The following is a 21,458-nucleotide window of genomic DNA, read 5'->3' as shown; positions in this document are numbered from 1 at the left end:
GTTATTTATTCATGGAGAGCGAGGACTGCAGATGAATCCGAAACCGAATATCGTTAATCTCCCTGTCTACAAGCCGGGAAAACCAATTGAAGAAGTGAAGAAAGAGCTTGGACTGGATGAGGTCATTAAGCTTGCTTCCAATGAAAATCCTTACGGAGCCTCTCCGAGCGCAAAGGCTGCTATTATTGCGGACCTGGACAATCTGTTCCTGTATCCCGACGGCTCAGCCGCTGACTTGACGGCCGCTTTGGCGGGACATCTCGGTGTAGAGAGCGAAAACATCATCTTTGGCTGCGGCTCCGATGAGATTATCGCCCTGATCTGCCGCGCGTTCTTCCTGCCCGGGGACGAAACGATTATGGCTGATCAGACCTTCTCTGTATACAAAAGCAATGCGGACATTGAAGGTGCTGTATCCATTGAAGTGCCGCTGGCAGACGGAACCCATGATCTTGACGGCATACTTGCCCACGTTACAGACAAAACAAAGGTGATCTGGATCTGTAATCCGAATAACCCTACCGGAACGATTGTTCCGCACGATGCACTGGTTACATTCCTGAATGCAGTACCTTCCTCAGTAATGGTGGTGCTGGATGAGGCTTACTTCGAATATGTGACAGACGAATCCTACTCGGATGGGATCAAGCTGCTGGAGCAGTATCCGAATCTGGTAGTGCTGCGGACCTTCTCCAAGATTTACGGTCTGGCTGCCCTGCGTATCGGATATGGAGTTGCCAGCCCGCAGATCATTAACCTGATCAACAAGGTGCGCGAGCCGTTTAATACGTCCCGCCTGGCACAGGCAGGAGCGCTTGCTGCGCTGGCCGATCAGGATTATGTGGCTGAGTGCCGCCGTCTTAACAGTGAAGGCATCGTACAGCTGCAGGCTGAATTCCGCCGCCTGGGTCTGCATGCATTCCCGGCTAACGGCAATTTCATTATGGTGGATGTGCGCAAGCCGGCTGTAGAGGTATTTGATGAACTGCTGCGTCTCGGTATCATTGTCCGGGCCGGCCACCGTCTGTACCCGACTTATATCCGTGTAACTGTCGGCTCGGCAGAGCAGAACAAGGCTTTTATCACTGCGCTGGAGCAGACACTGTCCGAACAGGAAGTACGGGCATAACCAGTAACGTTCATAGACGAAACAAGAGAAGGCAGGTAGTACAAAGATATGACGACAAAAATAGCAATCTTCGGTGTCGGTCTGATCGGAGGCTCACTGGCCCTTTGCTTCAAAGGCAAGGAGGGCCTGACCGTTGTCGGCCATGCCCACCGTCCTGAATCCGCGGTTAAGTATGTCAGCAGGGGCGTGGTAGATCAGGCTACGCTTTCTGTTGAGGAAGCGGCGCTGGACGCCGATTATATCTTCCTGTGCGTGCCCGTGGGCATGCTGGAGGAGTATCTGCAGCAGCTGAGCAGACTTCCGCTTAAGCCGGGATGCATCATCACCGATGTCGGCAGCACCAAAGCCAGCATCGCAGCCTGCGCGGTATCCCTGGATATTCCAGGCGTTCATTTTATCGGCGGCCATCCGATGGCCGGCTCGGAGCGTTCGGGTGTGGAGGCCGCTTCATCCCTGCTGTTCGAGAATGCCTACTATGTGCTGACTCCGCCGCCAGGAGTGCCTGAGGAAGCCTATGAGGCGCTGAAATCACTGTTATTACATACGAGAGCACAGATCGTCCGGCTTGAACCGGAACGTCATGATGAAATTGTCGGGGCTATCAGCCACCTGCCGCATATTATCGCTGTTGCTCTTGTAAACCAGGTTCATGCTTATGATACGGAGGATTCACTGTACAGTACTCTGGCTGCCGGAGGATTCCGTGACATAACCCGGATTGCCTCCAGCGATCCGATCATCTGGCGCGATATTCTGCTCAATAACCGCTCCGTCATGCTGCGTCTGCTTAAGGATTGGAACGAGGAGGTCTCCTCCTTTATTCAGTTGCTGGAGAACTCGGACGGTACCGGAATAGAGGCAGCCTTCCACGAAGCGAACGGGTTCCGCAGCCAGCTGCCGGAACGGCGCAAAGGAATGATTACCCCGCTGTTCGATCTGCATATCGATGTTCCCGACCATCCGGGGATTATCGGCCGCATCGCTACCGAGCTTGGGGATCAGGGCATTAACTTAAGCAATGTACAGATTATTGAAAGCCGTGAGGATGTACCGGGGATTATGCGCCTGTCTTTCCGCCAGGAAAATGACATGGAGCGGGCCAAGGTGCTTCTGCAGCATAACGATTATACGGTCTACGTATAGACGGCAGTGCTGCGGCTGCCAAGTCATCCAATTGAGCGGCTGACACATTAAGCTGTTTGCAGAAGCGAGGCGCGTACCGGTTCAAGCCGGTATGCGCTTTTTTTTGGATTATCTCGGGGAAGAAGCTTATTCTCTAAATAACTAATAATGAGGGAAACGGGAGGCGGCGATTCCTTAAGAGGGCCAGCACTTTTACAAAAAAAAGAACCGCTTACAAAGTAAGCGGCTACAATTCACAATGGATATTGGAATCGTACAGTGTTTGGATAGGAGTGGAGAGAAACCATACTGTACTTTTATTATATGTATCCGTTTACATTTTGTCAACACTTTCTTTAAACTAATTTTACCAGTGTCTTTATCGGCCCGGGAGGGCGTTTTACGGCTTTCGACTTTTTCCTGCACAAAGGTAGAGAACAGCTTTACAAAAGTCTACTAATTTCATCCTGATAGAATGTATGCTATACTTGGTTAAGTATGTTTATAGACTTCATTATTGGAAATTTATGAATATGCGTTTTTATTTCTGTATTTACATACAGCATATCTTATTTGCCCGGATGCTGAATATACATAGGAAGTACTGCCTTATCCACGAGGGAACTTATTTCATGCTTATGATATTGCAAATTTGGAGGAATCACCGCAACTTTTTTACCCCAAGCCGGTATATACATACGGACCGGGCGGGGATAAACGTGCAAGGGCGAGGAGGGCCGAACTCACCATGACGGATTCCCAGTTGATCCAGTTAATTAAGCAAGGTAACACAGAACTATACTCGGAACTGATGCGAAGATACCAACGAAAGATACTGGCTTTTGTGTATCATATGCTCAAAAATTCGCATATGGAGCTGATCGCAGAGGATCTTTGCTCAGAGACCTTTTACAAGGCGTTCCGGAGCCTGCATTCCTTCCGTGAAGTGGATGCCTCTTTCTCTACATGGCTGTATACTATTGCCCGCAACACTGTGCTAAGTGAGCTGCGCAAGAACCGTGCGGGAAATGTATCACTGGAAGAGAGCGGATACACGCCTGTAGCACCGCCAGAGGTAGCTCCTGAACAGGCTGCACTGCGCAAGGAACGGATGAATCTGGTCCGCGAAGCCATTAACAATCTTCCGGAGAAGCAGCGTTCGGCGCTGATTCTGCGTGAATATGACCAGATGGATTATCAGGAAATTGCCGTCATTTTGGATCAGAGTGTCAGCTCCGTGAAATCACTGTTGTTCCGTGCAAGGAGCAGTGTGAAGCTCCAACTCGAATCCTACTTTTATGAGCCTGAGGCAGAAGAGCAGGCTGAGAGGGTGTAAGGCCTATGAAATGCAGGGAAGCGCAGGATTTCATTCCGCTGTTGTGGGACGCTCCCCCCACAGACCCTAAGCGGATTGAGCTGGAAAGGCATATCGCCGGCTGTTCTTATTGTGCTGCCGAATGGGCATTATGGCAGGAGAGCAACGAGCTTATGCAGGATTTACGGATAGAGATCAGCACGGAACGTGCCGAGGCTATCAATCAGAAGGTTATGGAGCGGATTTACCTGGAAAGCCCTTGGCTGATGCCCGGGGACGGCAAGTCTGCCGGCAGCACAACTGTGTTCCGCCGCCGGCTGAGCCTGTGGATCGCCTGCTTTCTGGCTGTGTTTTTATCAAGCTTCCTGTATTTCACCATGTTCAAGACCTCTGCGAATACCAGCTCCGCACAGAGCGGTATTATTGAGACCGGTGTAGCCGGACTTTCGCTGGAGTGGTCATCTTCTTATCCTGCCACAGAAACCGGAGGCGGGATTATTGAGCCGCTGGTTGTAAATATGGGTCCGACACATCCGCAGTACTGGATGGTATTATCTACGCTGGGTGTGGCGCTGTCGATTTTTCTGCTGACCCGCCTTAACCGTTACAGAAGACAATGACAAGGTCCCTTTACCCAGGTAAAGCGGACTTTTTTGTAAATATAAGCTTTATATGTTCGACGCTATCAATAATCCTTATATTTCTCGCAGAAACGGCTGCCGCCTTCCCTCAAGGACGGCGAAGCCGTTTCTACTTGTGTATCCGCACTTGAAACCATATCACAAAACCCCATAAACCTTCAAAAAGAAGACATTTGTTTGCATTCATGATACATTATTAAGCAAAACATACTGGATGGAAGGATGATAGGCGATGCTGATCGGCTTGATACGCCATGGACTGACGGATTGGAACGCAGCAGGCAGAATTCAGGGACAAAGTGATATTCCGCTTAATGAGGAAGGCCGGAGGCAGGCTGAGATGCTCGGTGACCGGCTGCTGCAGGAGCCCTACCGCTGGGATTTTTGTGTTACGAGCGGCTTGTCCCGCGCTGAAGAGACAGGTAGAATCATTGCTGCCAAGCTGGGGATTCCCCTGATTGAGCCGGATGAACGGATCCGGGAGCGCGCCTACGGCCAGGTTGAAGGACTGACTGCACTGGAGCGCGAGGCCAAATGGGGCAAGGAGTGGAATCTGCTGGAGCTTGGGCAGGAATCCGATGAGCAGCTGCAGCTTCGGGGGCTTGCTTTTATGGAGGACATTACCGCACGTTATCCGGACAGTAACATACTGGTCATTTCCCATGGCGGGTTTCTGGCCCAGCTCTATGTAGCGCTTTACAAGGACAAATATACAGAACGTCTGGGAAATCTGTCGCTGACCATTATTGAGAAAAGCGAGCAGGAATGGAACGCGCTTTTGTATAACTGTACACGCCATATTTTGCAGAATCAGCGCTAACCCGAGCTTTCGGGTTATTTTTTTTGAGAAAAAGGAATAAAAAGGGCTGTATTTCCCATAATGGTAGTAAAACAGTGAGGCGATGAATGATGAATCTGGCGGATATGCTCACATACGCGGACATTGGCCAGCTTACCGCAATGGCGGGGCGCTACCAGTGCGATTGCAAACGAAACTCAAAACATGACTTGATCCAGAGTCTCCTCATCCTGCTTGGAAGCCGGGATTTCATGGAGTCCCATATCCGGAGCTGTAAGCCGGAGGAATTACGGTTTCTGAACACACTGCTTTTTGATGAACGCAGCCACTTTAGCCCTGAGGATCTGCTGGCAGCAGCCAAACAGGCTTCCTTCGACCGTCCTGACGGTAAAGACGGCGGATACCGTGAAATGATCGGCCGCTTTAAAAACGGAGGCTGGCTGTTCAGCGGCACCTCGCAGCAAAGCAAATATCTGTATCAGGTGCCTGAGGATTTAAAGCGCCGCTTTCTTGAACAGATGGGACATTTTATCCGGGAAAAGGTTACCTGCAGCGGTGAACCTGCTGTGTACCGTGCCGAAGGGGATCTGCTGGAAGGGGATCTGCTGCTGTTTCTGCGTTATGTGAAGGAGAATGAGCCTGAGCTGAACCAGGAGGGCGCGCTGTATAAACGGTATCAGCAGGGACTGATGAATGCACTGCAGATCCCGGAGCCGCTGCTCGGAAAAGGCGGATGGAGATTCGGTTACGGCAGAGCATGTGAGCATTACCCGCCGCGGCTGGCCCTTTTGTATGATTATGCCAGACACCGCCGTTTTATTTCTGAAGAAGGCTACCGTCTCAAGCTGACTGCCCCCGGTGAATCACTGCTGGCCGAAGGAAAAAGTGAAAGGATGATACAGATATTCTTCTTTTGGTTAAAACTGTATAAAGGTGCTGTTCCCAATCTTCCATCAATCGTATACTGGATAAGTAAGAGTGCCGGAGAGTGGGTAAGCCTTTCTTCCCTGGTGGAAGGAATAGGCTGGCTGGTCAGACCATTCTACTATGACAATGCTGCATCTATCCTGGAACAGCGCATAATACGGATGATGCTTCATCTGGGAATGATCCGGCTGGGGGAAACTCCTGACGGACCTGTAGTCATAATGACCCCATGGGGAATGGAAGCGGCCACTCCGAGGAGGCTGCCTAAGTAAGGGGGAGAAACATGCGGATTGCTTACGGGAATTACATACCGCGGACTGACGAATCCGTATACGTGGCGGAAGGCGCTAAGCTGGTAGGCGATGTGACGGTGGGGCAGCATTCTAGCATCTGGTTCAATGCCGTGCTCCGGGGTGATCTGGCTCCGGTAATGATCGGTGAACGCTGCAATATTCAGGACGGGGCTGTTGGACATGTAGGGGAAGGCTTGCCGCTGATCCTGGGAGACGGGATATCGGTTGGGCATTCCGCCATCATCCACGGCTGCAGGATAGGCAAAGGCACATTAATCGGAATGGGTGCAATTGTTTTGAACGGAGCAGAAATTGGTGAATATGCTTTAATAGGAGCCGGTTCCATTGTAACCGAAAACAAAATCATCCCGCCGTACACATTGTCTTTGGGTTCTCCTGCAAAAGTCGTCCGTGAACTGACGGAGCAGGATCTGCTCCGGATGAAGCACACTTGTGAAAGCTATGTGATTAAAGCTAAGGAATATGGAATCTTCTAAACAGCGGAGGTGTATCGAATGGACAAAATGAAGGCTACCTATGAAGTGATGCTAGGGCTTGCGGCAGAAATGGTGTGGGATGAAGCGCTGCGAAAGCGTCGTACCGACATCTTGTACCGGGAGATCGACACGGCGCTGGCGGCCGGAGATAAAGCGGCGTTCCGTTATTTGACTGAAGAACTGAAGAGTCTGGCATAAGAAATGCGCTAAGCGCATTTCTTTTTTTGAGATCAAAGGTCAGGGGGCTGGACGGAATGAGATTCAGTGAGTTCACTGTGGAGGAATGGAATAAAAATGGACACTATTATGATACCTGCCTGATTCCTTATACAGGATTACAGGGGACAGAGAGTCCGCCTCAGGCGGCGGCTGTGCTGGAGAGGCTTCGTGACCTGCTGGAGCAGATTGAGCAGCTGTTCCGGGGACGCATCGTTATCTACCCTGCATTACAGTATGAAACAGGATGGAATTCAGAATTGATTAATGATATTTGCCGAAAAGTCAAATACAGTAACTTCCAGTACGTGATTGTTGTTTCAGCTGCTCCGGAGGCTTCAGGTTCAGGGATTTATGAAAGCGATTTATTCCTTGCTGTACCTGAAATTTGTGCCGATTCTAGCGCGGCCTTAAGGTCCGGTATTAAAGAGAAAATACAGGCCGTTTGGCAGTCTGAAAAATGAGTTAAATGTGACGAAAAATCAACAATTTATTAAAAGTTAGAATTTATGCCTGTCACAAAATAGACAAAATTATTGACGGGTAATGGTGCCTGAGCTATGATATGGGTGAATTGAGATGACGTATGATATATGTCATTGCAAACGGATTATTTACATTAAATGACTCTGTGTTACCTGCAGGTGGCTTCTCCATTTTCTCTAAGGGGGTTACACACCGTATGAGCAGCTACAATGAAGAGCATGAAGAGAATCCTCAACAAACGCCCGGACGTAAGGAGATGTCCCGCAGGCAGTTTCTAACCTACACGCTTGGCGGAGCCACTGCCTACATGGCAGCCGGAGTCTTTCTTCCGATGGCCCGTTTTGCAGTAGATCCTATTTTACATAAGCGGGGTGAAGGGGATTTCATTAAAGTTGTGGAAGCCTCTCAAATAACAGATATCCCTCAGGAATTCAACTTTGAGCTCAAGCAGCAGGACGGCTGGTATGCCAGTACGGCTACCCTCACAGCCTGGATCCGCAAAGATGCGGGCGGAAATATTTATGCGCTTTCACCGGTCTGTAAGCACCTCGGCTGCACTGTAGGCTGGAACAATGATAAGGCTTTTCCGGATGAATACCATTGTCCCTGCCATGGTGCCCGCTATACGAGGTCCGGCAAACAGCTGGCTGTTGCGGCTAAGCCGCTGGACCGGTATCTGACCAGGATTGAAGGCGGCTGGGTGTACCTGGGCGACATTGTTCCTAACAGTGAAGCCAATAAGGAGGCGTAATAGCGATGTTTAAAAACATCTACAACTGGATTGATGAACGTCTGGATATTACGCCGATCTGGAGAGATGTCGCCGACCACGAGGTGCCTGAGCACGTCAATCCGGCCCATCACTTTTCGGCATTCGTGTACTGCTTTGGCGGCCTTACTTTTTTTATCACCGTTATTCAGATTCTGTCCGGCATGTTTCTGACGATGTATTATGTGCCGGATATTATCAATGCCTATGCCAGTGTGGAATATCTGCAGACCAAGGTTGCTTTCGGGCAAATCGTCCGCGGCATGCACCACTGGGGGGCTAGTCTCGTTATAGTAATGATGTTCCTGCATACAATGAGGGTTTTCTTTACTGGCTCCTATAAAGCTCCGCGCGAGATGAACTGGGTGGTCGGGATGCTGATCTTTTTCGTCATGCTGGGCCTGGGACTGACCGGTTACCTGCTGCCATGGGATAATAAAGCCTACTTCGCTACCAAGGTCACACTTGAGATTGCCAACTCCGTGCCTGTAATGGGTCCTGTGCTAAAAGAGCTGATGCAGGGCGGAACGATTGTCGGTGCAGAGACACTTACCCGCTTCTTCGCTCTCCATGTATTCTTCCTCCCGGCCGTTCTGCTTATACTGCTGGTCGGACACTTTATTATGATCCGCAAGCAAGGCATATCCGGCCCGCTGTAAGCCAATTGACAAAAGGAGGGGCACCGCAATGGCACATAAGGGCAAAGACGGCTCTGATGAAAAAATTGTCTATGTCGGCGACTCCCGGGTAAGGAAGGGCAGCGGGTTCATTACACCGCCTGATTACACGGCCTATCCCGGTAAATCGGAGGCGTTCATTCCAAACTTCCTGCTTAAGGAATGGATGGTCGGTGTAGTTGTACTGGTGGGAATACTGGTGCTTACCATTTCTGAGCCGGCACCGCTGGGATTCCCGGCAGATGCCCGGGCGACCGTCATTCCGATTCCAGACTGGTATTTTCTGTTTCTTTATCAATATCTAAAGCTGCCTTATGCATCGGGAGATTATATTGTGCTTGGAACCCTGGGTGTTACCGGCGTAGCCTTCGGTGCCCTGCTGCTTGCACCCTTTCTGGATACCGGCCGGGAACGCCGCTTCTATAAGCGGCCGATCGCCTCCTCGCTGATGTTCCTGTCACTTGCGGCTATCGTCTACTTAACCAATACGGCCTGGACCGAATACAAGCATGAAATGGCTGAGTCCGGACAGATACCGGAGGATGTGCAGCGAGAGGAGCAGGCGGCAGAGAAGCGGGCCAAAGGCTTGCCCACGACCAGTGCTGTCCAGACCGGGGATATTGCCATCGTGGACAAGGATGACCCGGCAATGGCCCTCTTCAAGCAGGCTACCTGTGTAAGCTGTCATGCGGTAGATCTGAAGGGCGGAGGCGGGCCGTCGCTGCGGGGAGTAGGGGATACTCACGACCAGGCTGCGATCCTGTCCATCATAAAGGACGGCCAGGGACAGATGCCGCCGATGTACGAAACTGCATTGGGAGCCGGACTGTCAGATGAAGATATTGACTCACTGGCCGCCTGGCTTGCCAAACAAAAAAGCGAACAGTAAAATAATGATAACGCGAACCTGATCGTATTCTTGCGGTCAGGTTTTTATGTGTGTCAAAGAAGTCAGAGGTTATGATTCGGGAGGGTGAAATGGTGTATGTCGGTTAACCTGCTGGACAAGGTGTTTAAGCATCGGGGAGTGATATGGCTGCTCTTTATCGTCAATCTTCTCGGCACGATTTACGGATACATATGGTATGGCAATCAATTGAAGTATACAGCCGAGAACTACCCGGCCTGGCTGCTTCCGTTTGTCCCGGACAGCCCGACGGCGAGCCTGTTCTTTACGATTGCGCTTCTGCTGCTGCTATTTCCGCCGAAAGGGCTGAAGGGAACGCTGGTGCGCGAGCTGATTGAGGCGCTTGCCGTGATTACTTCTGTGAAGTACGGGATATGGGCTGTAGGCGTTATTTTTGCCGGAGGGGCTCAGGGGGACGTTATCACCTGGAAGGATTGGATGCTGGTGGTGTCGCATACCGGAATGGCAGTGGAGGCGCTGATCTATGCCCGCTACTTCGCCTTCCGGCGGATGCTGCCGGTTGCTCTGCTCTGGACGCTGGCTAATGATATGGTGGATTATTCGGCCGGGGTATACCCGTGGCTGCCGTCCGTTCTGGACGATGACCTTACCGAGGTGCAGAATCTTACGATTCTGCTGACCTTATTAAGTGCCGCAGCCGCATGGGCCGCCGGCCCCAAAATCAGGCGTATTCTACCCTGGCAGTCAAGCGGGGACCGGGGCTGACAGGCTGTTCTAACTCTTGTCCTCCTGCCATAGATTAGGGTAGGAGGGATGTCTCATGCCGCGCAGGCGATATATTGTGCTGACTGGTTTAATTGTGTGCTGGCTGCTTGCCGGCATGAACGGCGGGATTGTATTTGCAAAGGATGCGAACGCTACTGGCGGAGCCGCTAACGGCGGGGCAGGACAGGCGGCAGAAGCGCCTGTGCTGACTGGAAGGAACGGGGCTGAACGGCTGGAGCAGGCTGCAGAAGCCTTGTACAGCTATGTTCTTGAAGGTGATGTGGTGAAGGCAAGGCAGGAGAGCGCAGAGATTACGCGGATTTTTGAATCCTCCTCCTTTGAAGGCTTAACCTCGGTAGAAGGAATAAACGCCTTGTCCGGAGTAATTGTGGATCTTAAGGCTGCTTTGGCAGCTGCACAGATTGATCCTGAGAAATGGGAGGCGGCAGCTGCCAGGCTGCGGCTTGCCGCCAACAGCCTGAACCATCCCCGACAGCCGATGTGGCAGCAGTATTACAAGCTGATCCGTGAGGATCTGAACGATATGGAGCAGAGCGCTGCGGCCGGGAAGCCGGAAGGCTGGAAAACAGCCGTCTCCCGGCTGCAGAGCAGGTATGACACTATCCGGCATGCGGTTGTGATCTCAAGCCGGCCGGAAACGGTAAATGCCTTCGATTCGTGGCTGTCCTATGCAGCAGGAATCACCTCTTCCGCCCAGCCGCCCGGCCGCTCAAGGCTGCTGGAGATCGTCTCCTACGGCCAGGATGCCGTAAGGGTGCTGTTCGGCAAGGAACGGGATGAGCCGGCGTTATCCCTGCCGCTAGCGCCGAGGGAATACGGCGCCTGGGGACTGCTGGGCGGTGCCTTCATTATTTCCGCCCTGGGCTATGCTGCTTACCGCAAATACCGGGGTGAGCGGGAGGATCTGAAGCCGGTGTAGCTGAGGGCGGACTCTCCGCCAGGCGTATGTACAAACTGGCTGAGCGCAGTTATAACCTGAGTGATCCACAATAAAGACTCCTCTTTCCGTTAGCTGCGGGAGAGGAGTCTTTTTGCGATACGTGCCTTAATGAGGAAAGTGTATTTTCTGCAGCTAAACCGGGTGAAATCGCCGCTGCTGCTCAGGATTCCCGGAAGCCCTCGCCCATTACATCATGTACATCGCTGATTATCACGAATGCCGTAGGGTCAATGGATTTGACCAGCTGGCTTAGCCGGCGGATCTCCTGGCGGGAAACTACGCAGTAGACCATGTGCTTCGCCTGCTTGGAATATGCGCCGATGGCCGGAATAAGGGTTACGCCGCGCTCCATCTCTGCAGTAATCAGATCGGCAATCTGCGGCGCATCGTCGCTGATTATAGTAAAGGCCTTGGCAGCGTACGCACCCTCCTGGATGAAGTCAATGACACGGGAAGCGATGAACACGGCCACAAGGGTGTACAAAATCTTTTCACGGGGTATGTAGAGCAAGGAAGCGCCGATAATGATGATATCAACAACAAGGATGATCTGGCCCATGCTCCAGCCGAATTTACGGCCCAGAATGCGTGCCACAATATCGACCCCGCCGGTAGTGCCGCCATAACGGAAGACAATGCCAAGTCCCAGACCCAGTGTAACGCCTGCATATAATGAAGCAAGAATAAAATCATGCTCCGTAGTGAAGGGAACGAGCCAGCCTTTGGCAATCACTTGTTCAAACACCCACAGGAAAAAGGTCAGAGACCCGATGCCTAGGCCGGTATAGACGATCTGGTTGGAGCCCAGTACCTTCCAGCCCAGCAGGAACAGAGGAAGGTTAAGCAGCAGTGTCGTCAGGAAGATCGGAATGTCGAATGCGTAGTTTAGCAAAATGGTGATCCCGGTCACGCCGCCCTCCATCAGCTGGTTAGGCACGATAAAGTACAGCAGTCCGAAGGCGTAGACAGCTGTGCCGAGCATGATGGGGGCAATGGTTTTGCCGATATTCATAACGTTTAATGATTTCATTAGATCCCTCGCCTAAGCCCTTGAACGGGCCGAATATAGATGATTTGTTTTCATCGGGTGAAGCTGCAAATTTAAAAAAGATTTGTCTTCAAAACGTCTTTACGATAACATAGGGGCAAACATAAGGCAAGATCATACAGGGGGGCGCAGCTGCAAATTATGGAAAAAAGTCTATCTGATATTCAGCGTGAAGTTGACGCTTATATCTCACAGTTTAAGGAAGGCTACTTCAGCCCGCTGTCCATGCTGGCCCGGATGTCCGAGGAAGTGGGGGAGCTGGCGCGTGAAGTGAACCATCAGTTTGGTGAAAAGCCAAAAAAAGCGGATGAAGCCGATAATTCCATTGAGCTGGAGCTGGGTGACATCCTGTTTATTACGGTATGCTTTGCGAATTCGCTGGGCATAGACCTGACAGAAGCCCACAATAAAGTAATGCACAAGTTCAATACCCGGGATGCCGGCCGCTGGACCCTCAAAAACACCGATTAGGCCTCTATATCATATGCTGTACCAAACGAACGGGATTTAGCCGTAAGGATGGTGAGGATATGGATCATAATGATTATGTTAAGGCGGCATACCGCTCCATTTTGCGCAGTGATTTTGCTCAGGCAATCGCTTTTTTTGAGGCTGCAATTTCAGCAAGCCCGGATGATGCCGAGGTCAGATACCGCTGCTCCATTACGTATGCCCGGAGCGGAATGGCGGAGAAGGCGCTGGAGCATGCGGTTGCAGCGGTGAGGCTGGATGATACGAAGCCTGAATACCGGCTGCATCTTCAGCATCTGCAGGCGCTCCGGCTTGTGCAGGAGGCCAAACGCCTGCTGGAGGATGATGCGGGAGGCACGTATAATCCGTACCATCCGGTTACACTCCTTAAAGAAGCTATAACGCTTGACCCCTTATATGGAGACGCCTATGTATGGCTGGCGATTGCGCACAGCCGGATGAATGAGCATGTACAGGCGATTGCCGCCATGAAAGAGGTAATTGCGCTTCATCCGGATGATACGGGACTGCGCCAGCTTATGAAAGACCTGCAAAGATCTTTGCAAAAATATATTCACTAATAATGGAACCATTGAAAGCGAGGAGGAAATAAAGGTGAGCGACAAGATCAGAGTGATTGTCTCCGGAGCAGGAGGCAGAATGGGTAAAGAGGTTGTGAAGCTGGTGCTGGAGGATGATGGTCTGGAGCTGGCAGCAGCGGTAGACCGTTCTGCGGGCGAGAAAGATGCCGGACGTATGGTGGGTCTGGAGGAATGCGGAATAACCGTTACTTCCGATCTGGAAGCTGCCTTGGCAGGAAGCCGCGGGGATGTAATGGTTGATTTTACTATTCCGCAATCGGCTTATGCCAATACTTCGCTTGCAATTAAATACGGGGTGCGCCCGGTTATCGGAACTACCGGGTTCACTCCGGAGCAAATTGCCGAGCTGGACAAGCAATGCAAGGAGCAGGGAATCGGCGGCCTGATTGCCCCGAACTTCTCCATCGGAGCCATTCTGATGATGAAATTTGCCGCACAGGCAGCGAAATATTTCCCGCATCTGGAAATTATCGAGTATCATGGAGATCAGAAGCTCGATGCCCCTTCAGGTACAGCAATCAAGACGGCAGAAATGATCTCTGAAGCCAGACAGGAGCTCCGCCAGGGCCATCCCGAGGAGGAGGAGCTTATTGAAGGCTCACGCGGCGGCTATTACAACGGCTTCCGTATCCACAGCGTCCGTCTTCCGGGAGTGTTCGCCCAGGAGGAGGTTGTGTTCGGCGGCTTCGGCCAGTCGCTCAAAATCCGTCATGATTCGTACGAACGGGCGGGCTATATGCCGGGGGTTAAGATGGGAGTTCAGAAGGTAATGGGGTATACCGGTCTGATCTACGGCTTCGAGCATTTTATTGAATAGACAGGGGAGAAATCAACATGCTAAAGATCGCCTTTATCGCACATGACCGTAAAAAAGAAGAGATGGTCAATTTCGTTACAGCCTATGAAAATGTTTTTACCGGGCTGGAGCTCTACTCGACTGGAACAACAGGCCAGCGGATTATGGAAGCAACGCAGCTGCAGATTAACCGGTTCATGTCCGGCCCGCTGGGCGGGGACCAGCAGATCGGCTCTCTGGTTGCGCAGGATGAGCTGGACCTGATTATTTTCCTGCGTGATCCGCTGATGGCACAGCCGCACGAGCCGGACATTACGGCACTGCTCCGGTTGTGCGATGTATACGGTATTCCGGTGGCAACCAATATTGCAACAGCGGAGATTCTGGTGAAAGCCATCGACCGCGGGGATTTCGGCTGGCGTGAGCTGGTACATAAATACAAGCCGGGTGTGGGCGAATAATGAAGCTGGATATTCTTGTATTCGGGGCACATGCCGATGACGCCGAAATCGGCATGGCGGGAACGATCGCCAAGCATACGGCTGCAGGGCTCAAGGTTGGCTTATGCGACCTGACGGCTGCGGAAATGTCATCAAACGGCACCGTGGAGCGCCGTAAACAGGAGGCGCAGCAGGCAGCTGATGTGCTGGGTGCTGCTGTGCGCACTAATCTGGGACTGCCGGACCGCGGCCTTTATATGACAGAAGAGCATCTGGCGGCAGTAACTGCGGAAATCCGCCGTTTTGCTCCCGCTGTCGTTTTTGCGCCGTATTGGGAGGACAGGCATCCCGATCATATCGCCTGCAGCAAGCTGGTGGAAGAGGCTGTATTTAACGCCAAGCTGCGGAAATATATGCCGGACAAGCCTGCGGTGCCTGCGCCGCTGCTTTATTTTTATTTCATCAATGATCTGGGCCGTACCGATCTTATTGTGGATGTAACGGAGCAATACGCTGTGAAGGAGCAGGCGCTGTCCTGCTACCGTTCCCAGTTCGAAAAGGCTCCGGGTGAGGATGTCGTGTCCACTCCGCTTAATGAGGGGTATATTGAACGCGTCCGCTCGCGGGATATGCTGCTGGGCCAGCGCAGGCTCATCCCCTTTGCCGAAGGCTTTGCCACGAGGGTTCCCCATGCCGTTGACCTGTTCCTTAGCGGGGGCAGAGCAGAATAGCTTTATTTTGTTGTGTGATGCAACTATAATAAATCCATGACATTACTTAAAGTAAGAGATAAGTCTACGAAGGAGACGGAGCTATGAACCGGCTAAAAATAGGCATCACCTGTTATCCGTCTCTCGGCGGCTCGGGCGTAGTGGCGACTGAACTGGGCAAGCTTCTGGCAGAAAAGGGCCATGAAGTCCATTTTATAACACACAGTATCCCGTTCCGGCTTGGAACGTTTCAGAAGAATATATTTTATCATGAGGTTGAGGTTAACGATTATTATGTATTCCGTTACCCTCCTTATGATCTCGCACTGGCGACCAAAATGGCCCAGGTAGCCAAAATGCAGGGGCTGGATCTGCTGCATGTACATTATGCGGTACCCCATGCCGTCTGCGCATTCCTGGCAAAGCAGATGCTCGGCAATGATATGAAGGTTGTAACCACTCTGCACGGTACGGATATCACGGTGCTGGGCCAGGATGAATCGCTGAAGGATCTGATCCGGCTGGGTATCAATGAGAGCGACGCGGTTACGGCGGTTTCGCTCGATCTGATTAATGAAACCCGGCGGGTACTGGATATTACACGCGACATTGACCTGACCTATAACTTTGTCGACAAGCGGGTGTACTATCCGCGCGATGTAACCGATCTGCGGGGCGATTATGCCAATCCGGATGAGAAAATTCTGATGCATATCAGTAATTTCCGGCCGGTTAAGCGGGTAAGCGATGTAGTGGATGTGTTTGCAAAAGTGAGCCGTGAGCTTCCGGCCAAGCTGCTGCTTGTAGGGGAAGGTCCGGAGCTGCCGAAAATTCAGGCGAAGATCAACGAGATGGGCCTGGAGCACAAGGTCCGCTTTCTTGGCAAGCAGGATGAAATCGCCCAGGTCATCTCGCTGGCCGACCTGCTGCTGCTCCCTTCGGAGAAGGAGAGCTTCGGGCTGGTGGCACTGGAGGCAATGGCCTGCGGCGTACCGACCATCGGTTCACAGGCCGGAGGTATTCCGGAGCTGGTCCAGCACGGAAAGACCGGCTTCCTGGCACCTATCGGCGATACATCGGCCATGGCTAAGTATGCAATAAAGCTTTTGTCGGATGAGGCAATGGCGGAGCAGTTCCGGACGGCCTGTCTGGCGCGGTCCTGCAACGACTTCAGCCGTGACAGCATCACGAACCAATATGAAGATATTTATTACCGTGTGCTTGGGCGCAAGGTACTCGGAATGGATACAATCCGGGGGTAAGGAGTACAGGATGAAATGGACAATGGCGCCGGAAGGCATGGCGGAGGCGGCCGGCAAGGTGATTACCGGCCTGCTGGAGAGCGGCCGGGAAGCCTATTTTGTCGGCGGCTGTATCCGTGATGAGCTGCTTGGCCGTCCGGTGCATGATATAGACCTGACTACCTCGGCGCTGCCTGAGGAGGTAATGGCCGTATTTCCGCGCTGTGTCCCGACGGGACTGGCGCATGGAACGGTTACCGTGCTTCAGGACGGCTTCAGCTTTGAGGTGACCACCTACCGTACAGAAAGCGGCTATGCGGATCACCGGCGTCCGGAGCATGTAGCTTTTGTAAGCGATGTTAAAGAGGATCTGCGGCGGCGGGACTTCACGATTAATGCCATCTGCTGCGGACTTGACGGGGAGCTGGTTGATCCGTTTCTGGGTGCTCAGGATTTAGACGCCCGTCTGGTCCGCTGCGTAGGCAGCGCGGAGGAGCGCTTCGACGAGGACGCCCTGCGCATGCTGCGCTGTGTGCGGTTCGCGTCGGTGCTGGATTTTGCCATCGCCAAGAATACGTGGCGGGGGCTGCTGCGCCAGCGGGACAAGCTGGCGCATATCGCCGTCGAGCGCGTGCGCGCCGAGACTGCGAAGATTGTCGAGGGGCCGCACCCTGTGCGCGGCCTTGGCCTGCTTGCGCGCAGCGGCCTGCTGGCGCGCGGCAAAGCCCCGTTCCCCTGGACCGGCGAAGACCTGGCGGCTGCCGCCGCCATGCTGGCCGGGATCGGGGAACTGGAGAGCGCCCGCCTGCGGTGGGCGCTCCTCCTCCATGCCCTGGGGCAGTCGGCCGAAGCGGCCGACAAGCTCCTGCGGGCATGGACGTTCCCGGGGGCGGCGCGCAGCAGCACCGCCGCCGTGCTCCGCGTCCGCGAGGCGTGGGACGCGGCTCTGGCCTCAGCAGCGCCGGATGCTCCCGGCGCTGCTGAGCATTTGCGGCGGCGCTGGATAGCCGCCGTGCTGACCTTCGGCGCGGAAGCCGCCGAAGGGTGGGCGACGCTGCTTGCGGAGCCGCCTGCACAGCGCTCCCATGCAGGCCAGGCCGCCTTGCACGCTACCAGCGGCGCAGCCCCGTCGATCCGGTACATCCCGCCGGCGACCCTGCGGTCATGGACCGCGGAGATGCCGGTCCGCACGCTTGCCGAGCTGGCAGTTTCCGGCAAGGAGCTGGCCGGCCTGCTTGGAAAGGCTCCGGGGCCTTGGCTTGGTGCGCTGCTGAATAAGCTGCTGCTGGCTGTAGCGGCAGGAGACTGCCCGAATAATCAACAAGTGCTGCTTCAGGAAGCAAGAAGGATGGATGCAGATGAACGATGACAGAAAGCCTGCACACGGCCTCACGGCCCGGGATAGCTTCGTTCCCGGCTGGCAGGACCGCCTGCAGCTGCTTGATTCGGTGACTTCGACTCAGGAGGAAGCCAAAAAGCTGGCCGAGGCAGGTGCCCCCGAGGGAACAGCCGTCCGTGCCGAGGAGCAGACCGGCGGCCGGGGACGTATGGGCCGGAAGTGGCATTCGCCAAAGGGCAAGGGAATCTGGATGAGCATTGTGCTCCGTCCGGATCTGCCTCTGTCCCTGACGCCCCAGCTTACACTGCTCACCGGGGTTGCCGTCTGTACGGCAATCCGTGAGGTGACCGGTGTGCCGGCCGGAATTAAATGGCCGAATGATCTGCTGGCCGGCGGCCGCAAAATCTGCGGCATCCTGCTGGAATCCTCCCTCCGGGAAGGCGGGTTGCATTATGCCATCGCCGGAATCGGGATTTCCGCCAACCTGACCCCTGAGGACTACCCGGATGATCTCCAGGGGGTCGGCACTTCCCTGCTGATTGAAGGCGGAGGTATTCCGGTTGACCGTGAACAGCTGACTAGGGCTGTGCTGGCTGAGCTGGAATATTTATATGGCCTCTATTTAGAGCAGGGCTTTGGGCCGGTGAAGGAGCTCTGGGAAGACATGTCGGTGACACTCGGACGCCAGATAAGCTTAAATGCATCCCAGGGCCGCTCTGGAGGCAGAGCGGTGGGGCTGGACGAGAACGGCGGACTGCTGCTGCAGGATGAGGCTGGAAATATCACCAGCATTCTGTCTGGTGAGATAGAAATGATCTGATATGACAAGGGTTCCATCCCTTGTCATATTTTTTTCGTGTAATTGCCGTCAGGTTTTGGTATACTATGGACAGAGACGGTATCGCTGAACTGCGAACTGTACTCCGGCTAGGCTTCAATAATTGAGTAATTGCTTTTGGATGTACCTTCATAACTGTACAACACGGTTACGTTGGATTCTGCTCTGAGCCGTAAGGACCGAGACAGAAGGGACGATCGCGAGTGACTCTTTTTTGCCCTTCGGACCTATTTAGCCGATTATGCTAAAGGGTTTTTTTGTTTGCGCGTTTACGCGTATTTTAACTGCGAAAAGGGGAATGGAGAGAGTGGCTGACAAACATGCACTAAACATTGTAAAAATGAAAAAAATGAAAGCGGACGGTGTGCCGCTGAGCATGCTGACCGCTTATGATTATCCTTCGGCACTGCTGGCGGAGGAGGCAGGAATTGACCTGATCCTCGTCGGTGATTCACTTGGAAATGTAGTGCTCGGCTATGATACGACGCTGCCGGTGACGATCGATGATATGGTCTACCATACCCGCTCTGTCGTCCGGGGGGCGCAGAACACTTTTATCGTGGCGGATATGCCGTTCATGACCTATCACGGAAGCGTGGATGAGACGCTGCGCGGTGTGCGCAGATTGATGCAGGAGGGCCGTGCCCATGCTGTGAAGATGGAGGGCGGGCTTGAAATCTGCGATGCCGTGTCTGCGGTTACGAAGGCGGGGGTGCCGGTTCTCGGGCATATCGGACTGACTCCGCAGTCGGTCAATATGATCGGCGGCTACCGGATTCAGGGTAAAGACCCCGAGGATGCACAGCGGCTGATGGATGAGGCGAAGGCGCTTGAAGCGGCCGGCGCGTTCGGCATCGTTCTGGAGCTGGTAACGGAAGAAGTGGCGGAAGCCATTACGAAGGCGCTCAGCATTCCGACAATTGGCATCGGGGCGGGCAGGTACTGCGACGGACAGGTGCTTGTGTTCCATGATCTCGTGCGCTATGCCTCGCCATACCGGGAGAAGCGTTTTGTCAAAACCTATGCCGACGTCGGCGGCATCATCCGTGAGGGAATCAGCAGCTACGTCAAGGAAGTGAAGGAGCGTTCCTTCCCTGCTGAGAACCATGTTTTTAAAGCGGATGAGCAGGTACTGGAATCTTTATACGGCGCTGCCAAAAAAGGAGTGAAGTAAGATGAGAGTAGTCAGAACAGTAGCGCAATTGCGCGAAGCGCTTGATTATATGCGTCAGGGGGGGCATACCCCGATCGGGTTTGTGCCGACTATGGGTTATCTTCATGAAGGACATGCCAGTCTGCTGCGCAAGGCCGGTGAGAAGAGCAATACGGTGGTGATGAGCATTTTTGTCAATCCGCTGCAATTCGGCCCGAATGAAGATTATGCCTCCTATCCGCGTGATGAAGCACGTGATCTGGAGCTTGCCGAACGCGAAGGTGCAGATATTGTTTTTATTCCAAGCGTGGAGGAAATGTATCCGCAGCAGACTCTTACCAGGATCGCTGTCTCCTCACTGACTACAAGACTCTGCGGCGCTTCCCGGCCCGGCCATTTCGACGGTGTAACCACTGTTGTTAACAAGCTGTTTAATATGGTCCAGCCTGATTATGCATTCTTCGGGCTTAAGGATGCCCAGCAGGTGGCAGTGCTTCGCCGGATGGTATCCGACCTCAATATGAATGTAGAAATTATTGCCTGTCCGATCATCCGCGAAAATGACGGGCTGGCGCTCAGCTCACGCAATGTCTATCTGTCAGCAGAAGAACGCAGCCAGGCGCTTGTGCTGTCCCGTTCACTGAAGACTGTGCGCCAGGCAATGGATGAGGGTACAGTGCGTACTGCGGATGAAGCCCGGGCGCTTCTAGTATCTGAAATATCGGCTGCACCGCTAGCCGTGATCGATTATGTTGAAATTCTGACCTTCCCGGATCTGGAGACCTTGGAATCAGGCTCCCTGCTTACTGCCTCCGGCAGTGAAATTATCATTGCGCTGGCAGTCAAATTCGGCAGAACCCGGCTGATTGACAATAATGTATTTATTCCAAAGGAGGCTCCCGCCCTTGTTTAGACATATGATGAAATCCAAAATCCACCGCGCGACAGTGACTGAGGCTAATCTTAACTATGTTGGCAGCATTACGATTGATGAGGATCTGATGGAGGCGGCCGACCTGCTGGAGAACGAGAAGGTGCAGATTGTTGACAACAACAACGGCTCCCGTCTGGAAACGTATGTTATTCCCGGACCGCGCGGCAGCGGCGTCATCTGTCTGAACGGGGCAGCAGCCCGTCTGGTACAGCCCGGAGATACAGTGATTATTATTTCTTATGCCATGTTATCCTCAGAAGAGCTGGCCGGCCACAAGCCGACGGTTGTATTTGTAGATGGTGACAATAAGCCGGTCAAGCTGGCTGACCATGAGATTCACGCAACGATCGCCTGAGGCGGCTGCAGCGGATCATGTAATCAATGGCAGGGATGAACGGCCCCCACTTTGCGAAAAATGAAG

26 protein-coding genes are annotated in these 21,458 nt (G+C 53.2%); 25 read left to right on the top strand and 1 reads right to left on the bottom strand.

Features of this window, described 5'->3' with window-relative positions:
- Positions 1-31 precede the first annotated feature (31 nt).
- The 14 genes from hisC (at position 32) to R70723_RS20430 (ending at position 11,444) form a co-directional block, all read left to right on the top strand.
- The gene (gene hisC, locus R70723_RS20495) at positions 32-1,129 is read left to right on the top strand and encodes a histidinol-phosphate transaminase (protein WP_039874918.1); all 1,098 of its coding nucleotides are present in this window, start codon (positions 32-34) and stop codon (positions 1,127-1,129) included.
- Positions 1,130-1,177: 48 nt separating this feature from the next.
- Positions 1,178-2,272 carry a prephenate dehydrogenase gene (locus tag R70723_RS20490; protein WP_039874915.1) on the top strand — a complete coding sequence of 365 codons (1,095 nt, stop codon included), beginning with the start codon at positions 1,178-1,180 and terminating at the stop codon, positions 2,270-2,272.
- Between the two features lie 727 nt (positions 2,273-2,999).
- Positions 3,000-3,587, top strand: a complete 588-nt coding sequence (locus tag R70723_RS20485; RefSeq protein WP_039874913.1) for an RNA polymerase sigma factor — start codon at positions 3,000-3,002, stop codon at positions 3,585-3,587.
- 5 nt (positions 3,588-3,592) lie between these two features.
- Positions 3,593-4,186: an anti-sigma factor family protein gene (locus tag R70723_RS20480; RefSeq protein ID WP_039874912.1), complete on the top strand. Its 594-nt coding sequence runs from the start codon at positions 3,593-3,595 to the stop codon at positions 4,184-4,186.
- A gap of 253 nt (positions 4,187-4,439) precedes the next feature.
- On the top strand, positions 4,440-5,027 hold the full coding sequence (locus R70723_RS20475) for a histidine phosphatase family protein (protein ID WP_039874910.1): 588 nt from the start codon (positions 4,440-4,442) through the stop codon (positions 5,025-5,027).
- Between the two features lie 89 nt (positions 5,028-5,116).
- On the top strand, positions 5,117-6,205 hold the full coding sequence (locus tag R70723_RS20470) for a hypothetical protein (protein WP_039879058.1): 1,089 nt from the start codon (positions 5,117-5,119) through the stop codon (positions 6,203-6,205).
- A gap of 11 nt (positions 6,206-6,216) precedes the next feature.
- Complete coding sequence (locus R70723_RS20465; RefSeq protein WP_039874909.1) at positions 6,217-6,723, top strand: gamma carbonic anhydrase family protein; 507 nt, start codon at positions 6,217-6,219, stop codon at positions 6,721-6,723.
- A gap of 18 nt (positions 6,724-6,741) precedes the next feature.
- A complete protein-coding gene (locus R70723_RS20460; RefSeq protein WP_038594463.1) occupies positions 6,742-6,921 on the top strand; it encodes an IDEAL domain-containing protein in 180 nt (59 codons plus the stop codon).
- A gap of 77 nt (positions 6,922-6,998) precedes the next feature.
- The gene (locus R70723_RS20455) at positions 6,999-7,403 is read left to right on the top strand and encodes a DUF2487 family protein (RefSeq protein WP_179088053.1); all 405 of its coding nucleotides are present in this window, start codon (positions 6,999-7,001) and stop codon (positions 7,401-7,403) included.
- 218 nt (positions 7,404-7,621) lie between these two features.
- On the top strand, positions 7,622-8,176 hold the full coding sequence (locus R70723_RS20450) for a Rieske (2Fe-2S) protein (RefSeq protein WP_039874903.1): 555 nt from the start codon (positions 7,622-7,624) through the stop codon (positions 8,174-8,176).
- 5 nt (positions 8,177-8,181) lie between these two features.
- Positions 8,182-8,853, top strand: a complete 672-nt coding sequence (gene qcrB / locus R70723_RS20445) for a menaquinol-cytochrome c reductase cytochrome b subunit (RefSeq protein WP_039874901.1) — start codon at positions 8,182-8,184, stop codon at positions 8,851-8,853.
- Between the two features lie 28 nt (positions 8,854-8,881).
- Entirely contained in the window at positions 8,882-9,760 is an 879-nt protein-coding gene (locus R70723_RS20440; protein WP_039874899.1) for a menaquinol-cytochrome c reductase cytochrome b/c subunit, read from the top strand.
- 96 nt (positions 9,761-9,856) lie between these two features.
- A complete protein-coding gene (locus tag R70723_RS20435; RefSeq protein WP_039874897.1) occupies positions 9,857-10,504 on the top strand; it encodes a DUF1405 domain-containing protein in 648 nt (215 codons plus the stop codon).
- Positions 10,505-10,559: 55 nt separating this feature from the next.
- Positions 10,560-11,444, top strand: a complete 885-nt coding sequence (locus R70723_RS20430) for a sporulation protein YpjB (protein WP_052421404.1) — start codon at positions 10,560-10,562, stop codon at positions 11,442-11,444.
- Positions 11,445-11,625: 181 nt separating this feature from the next.
- On the opposite strand, the gene R70723_RS20425 is transcribed toward R70723_RS20430, so the two are convergent.
- Positions 11,626-12,495, bottom strand: coding sequence for a YitT family protein (locus R70723_RS20425; RefSeq protein WP_039874895.1), 870 nt, complete (start codon positions 12,493-12,495; stop codon positions 11,626-11,628).
- A 159-nt stretch (positions 12,496-12,654) separates the two neighbouring features.
- On the opposite strand from R70723_RS20425, the gene R70723_RS20420 reads away from it, so the two are divergent.
- The 11 genes from R70723_RS20420 (at position 12,655) to panD (ending at position 21,392) form a co-directional block, all read left to right on the top strand.
- On the top strand, positions 12,655-12,984 hold the full coding sequence (locus tag R70723_RS20420) for a nucleotide pyrophosphohydrolase (protein ID WP_039874892.1): 330 nt from the start codon (positions 12,655-12,657) through the stop codon (positions 12,982-12,984).
- Between the two features lie 59 nt (positions 12,985-13,043).
- Positions 13,044-13,565, top strand: a complete 522-nt coding sequence (locus tag R70723_RS20415; RefSeq protein ID WP_039874888.1) for a tetratricopeptide repeat protein — start codon at positions 13,044-13,046, stop codon at positions 13,563-13,565.
- 34 nt (positions 13,566-13,599) lie between these two features.
- The gene (gene dapB / locus R70723_RS20410; protein WP_039874887.1) at positions 13,600-14,403 is read left to right on the top strand and encodes a 4-hydroxy-tetrahydrodipicolinate reductase; all 804 of its coding nucleotides are present in this window, start codon (positions 13,600-13,602) and stop codon (positions 14,401-14,403) included.
- A 17-nt stretch (positions 14,404-14,420) separates the two neighbouring features.
- The gene (gene mgsA / locus R70723_RS20405; RefSeq protein ID WP_039874886.1) at positions 14,421-14,843 is read left to right on the top strand and encodes a methylglyoxal synthase; all 423 of its coding nucleotides are present in this window, start codon (positions 14,421-14,423) and stop codon (positions 14,841-14,843) included.
- The gene (gene bshB1 / locus R70723_RS20400) at positions 14,843-15,553 is read left to right on the top strand and encodes a bacillithiol biosynthesis deacetylase BshB1 (protein WP_039874885.1); all 711 of its coding nucleotides are present in this window, start codon (positions 14,843-14,845) and stop codon (positions 15,551-15,553) included. The genes mgsA and bshB1 overlap by 1 nt, the downstream gene beginning before the upstream one ends.
- 83 nt (positions 15,554-15,636) lie before the next feature.
- The gene (gene bshA, locus R70723_RS20395; RefSeq protein WP_039874884.1) at positions 15,637-16,794 is read left to right on the top strand and encodes an N-acetyl-alpha-D-glucosaminyl L-malate synthase BshA; all 1,158 of its coding nucleotides are present in this window, start codon (positions 15,637-15,639) and stop codon (positions 16,792-16,794) included.
- A gap of 10 nt (positions 16,795-16,804) precedes the next feature.
- The gene (locus tag R70723_RS20390; protein WP_047171173.1) at positions 16,805-18,142 is read left to right on the top strand and encodes a CCA tRNA nucleotidyltransferase; all 1,338 of its coding nucleotides are present in this window, start codon (positions 16,805-16,807) and stop codon (positions 18,140-18,142) included.
- Positions 18,132-18,932 (top strand): biotin--[acetyl-CoA-carboxylase] ligase, encoded by an 801-nt coding sequence (locus tag R70723_RS20385; RefSeq protein WP_052421403.1) that lies wholly within the window; start codon positions 18,132-18,134, stop codon positions 18,930-18,932. The genes R70723_RS20390 and R70723_RS20385 overlap by 11 nt, the downstream gene beginning before the upstream one ends.
- Positions 18,933-19,257: 325 nt before the next feature.
- The gene (gene panB, locus R70723_RS20380; protein WP_039874882.1) at positions 19,258-20,124 is read left to right on the top strand and encodes a 3-methyl-2-oxobutanoate hydroxymethyltransferase; all 867 of its coding nucleotides are present in this window, start codon (positions 19,258-19,260) and stop codon (positions 20,122-20,124) included.
- A gap of 49 nt (positions 20,125-20,173) precedes the next feature.
- Entirely contained in the window at positions 20,174-21,016 is an 843-nt protein-coding gene (gene panC / locus R70723_RS20375; protein ID WP_372238243.1) for a pantoate--beta-alanine ligase, read from the top strand.
- The gene (gene panD / locus R70723_RS20370; protein WP_039874878.1) at positions 21,009-21,392 is read left to right on the top strand and encodes an aspartate 1-decarboxylase; all 384 of its coding nucleotides are present in this window, start codon (positions 21,009-21,011) and stop codon (positions 21,390-21,392) included. The genes panC and panD overlap by 8 nt, the downstream gene beginning before the upstream one ends.
- Positions 21,393-21,458 lie beyond the last annotated feature (66 nt).

Origin of the sequence: Paenibacillus sp. FSL R7-0273, assembly GCF_000758625.1 — a bacterium.
In the GTDB taxonomy this organism is placed as follows: Bacteria; Bacillota; Bacilli; order Paenibacillales; family Paenibacillaceae; genus Paenibacillus_AQ.
Note: the sequence above shows the minus strand (reverse complement) of the source record. Positions and strands in the feature narration are given on the sequence as shown.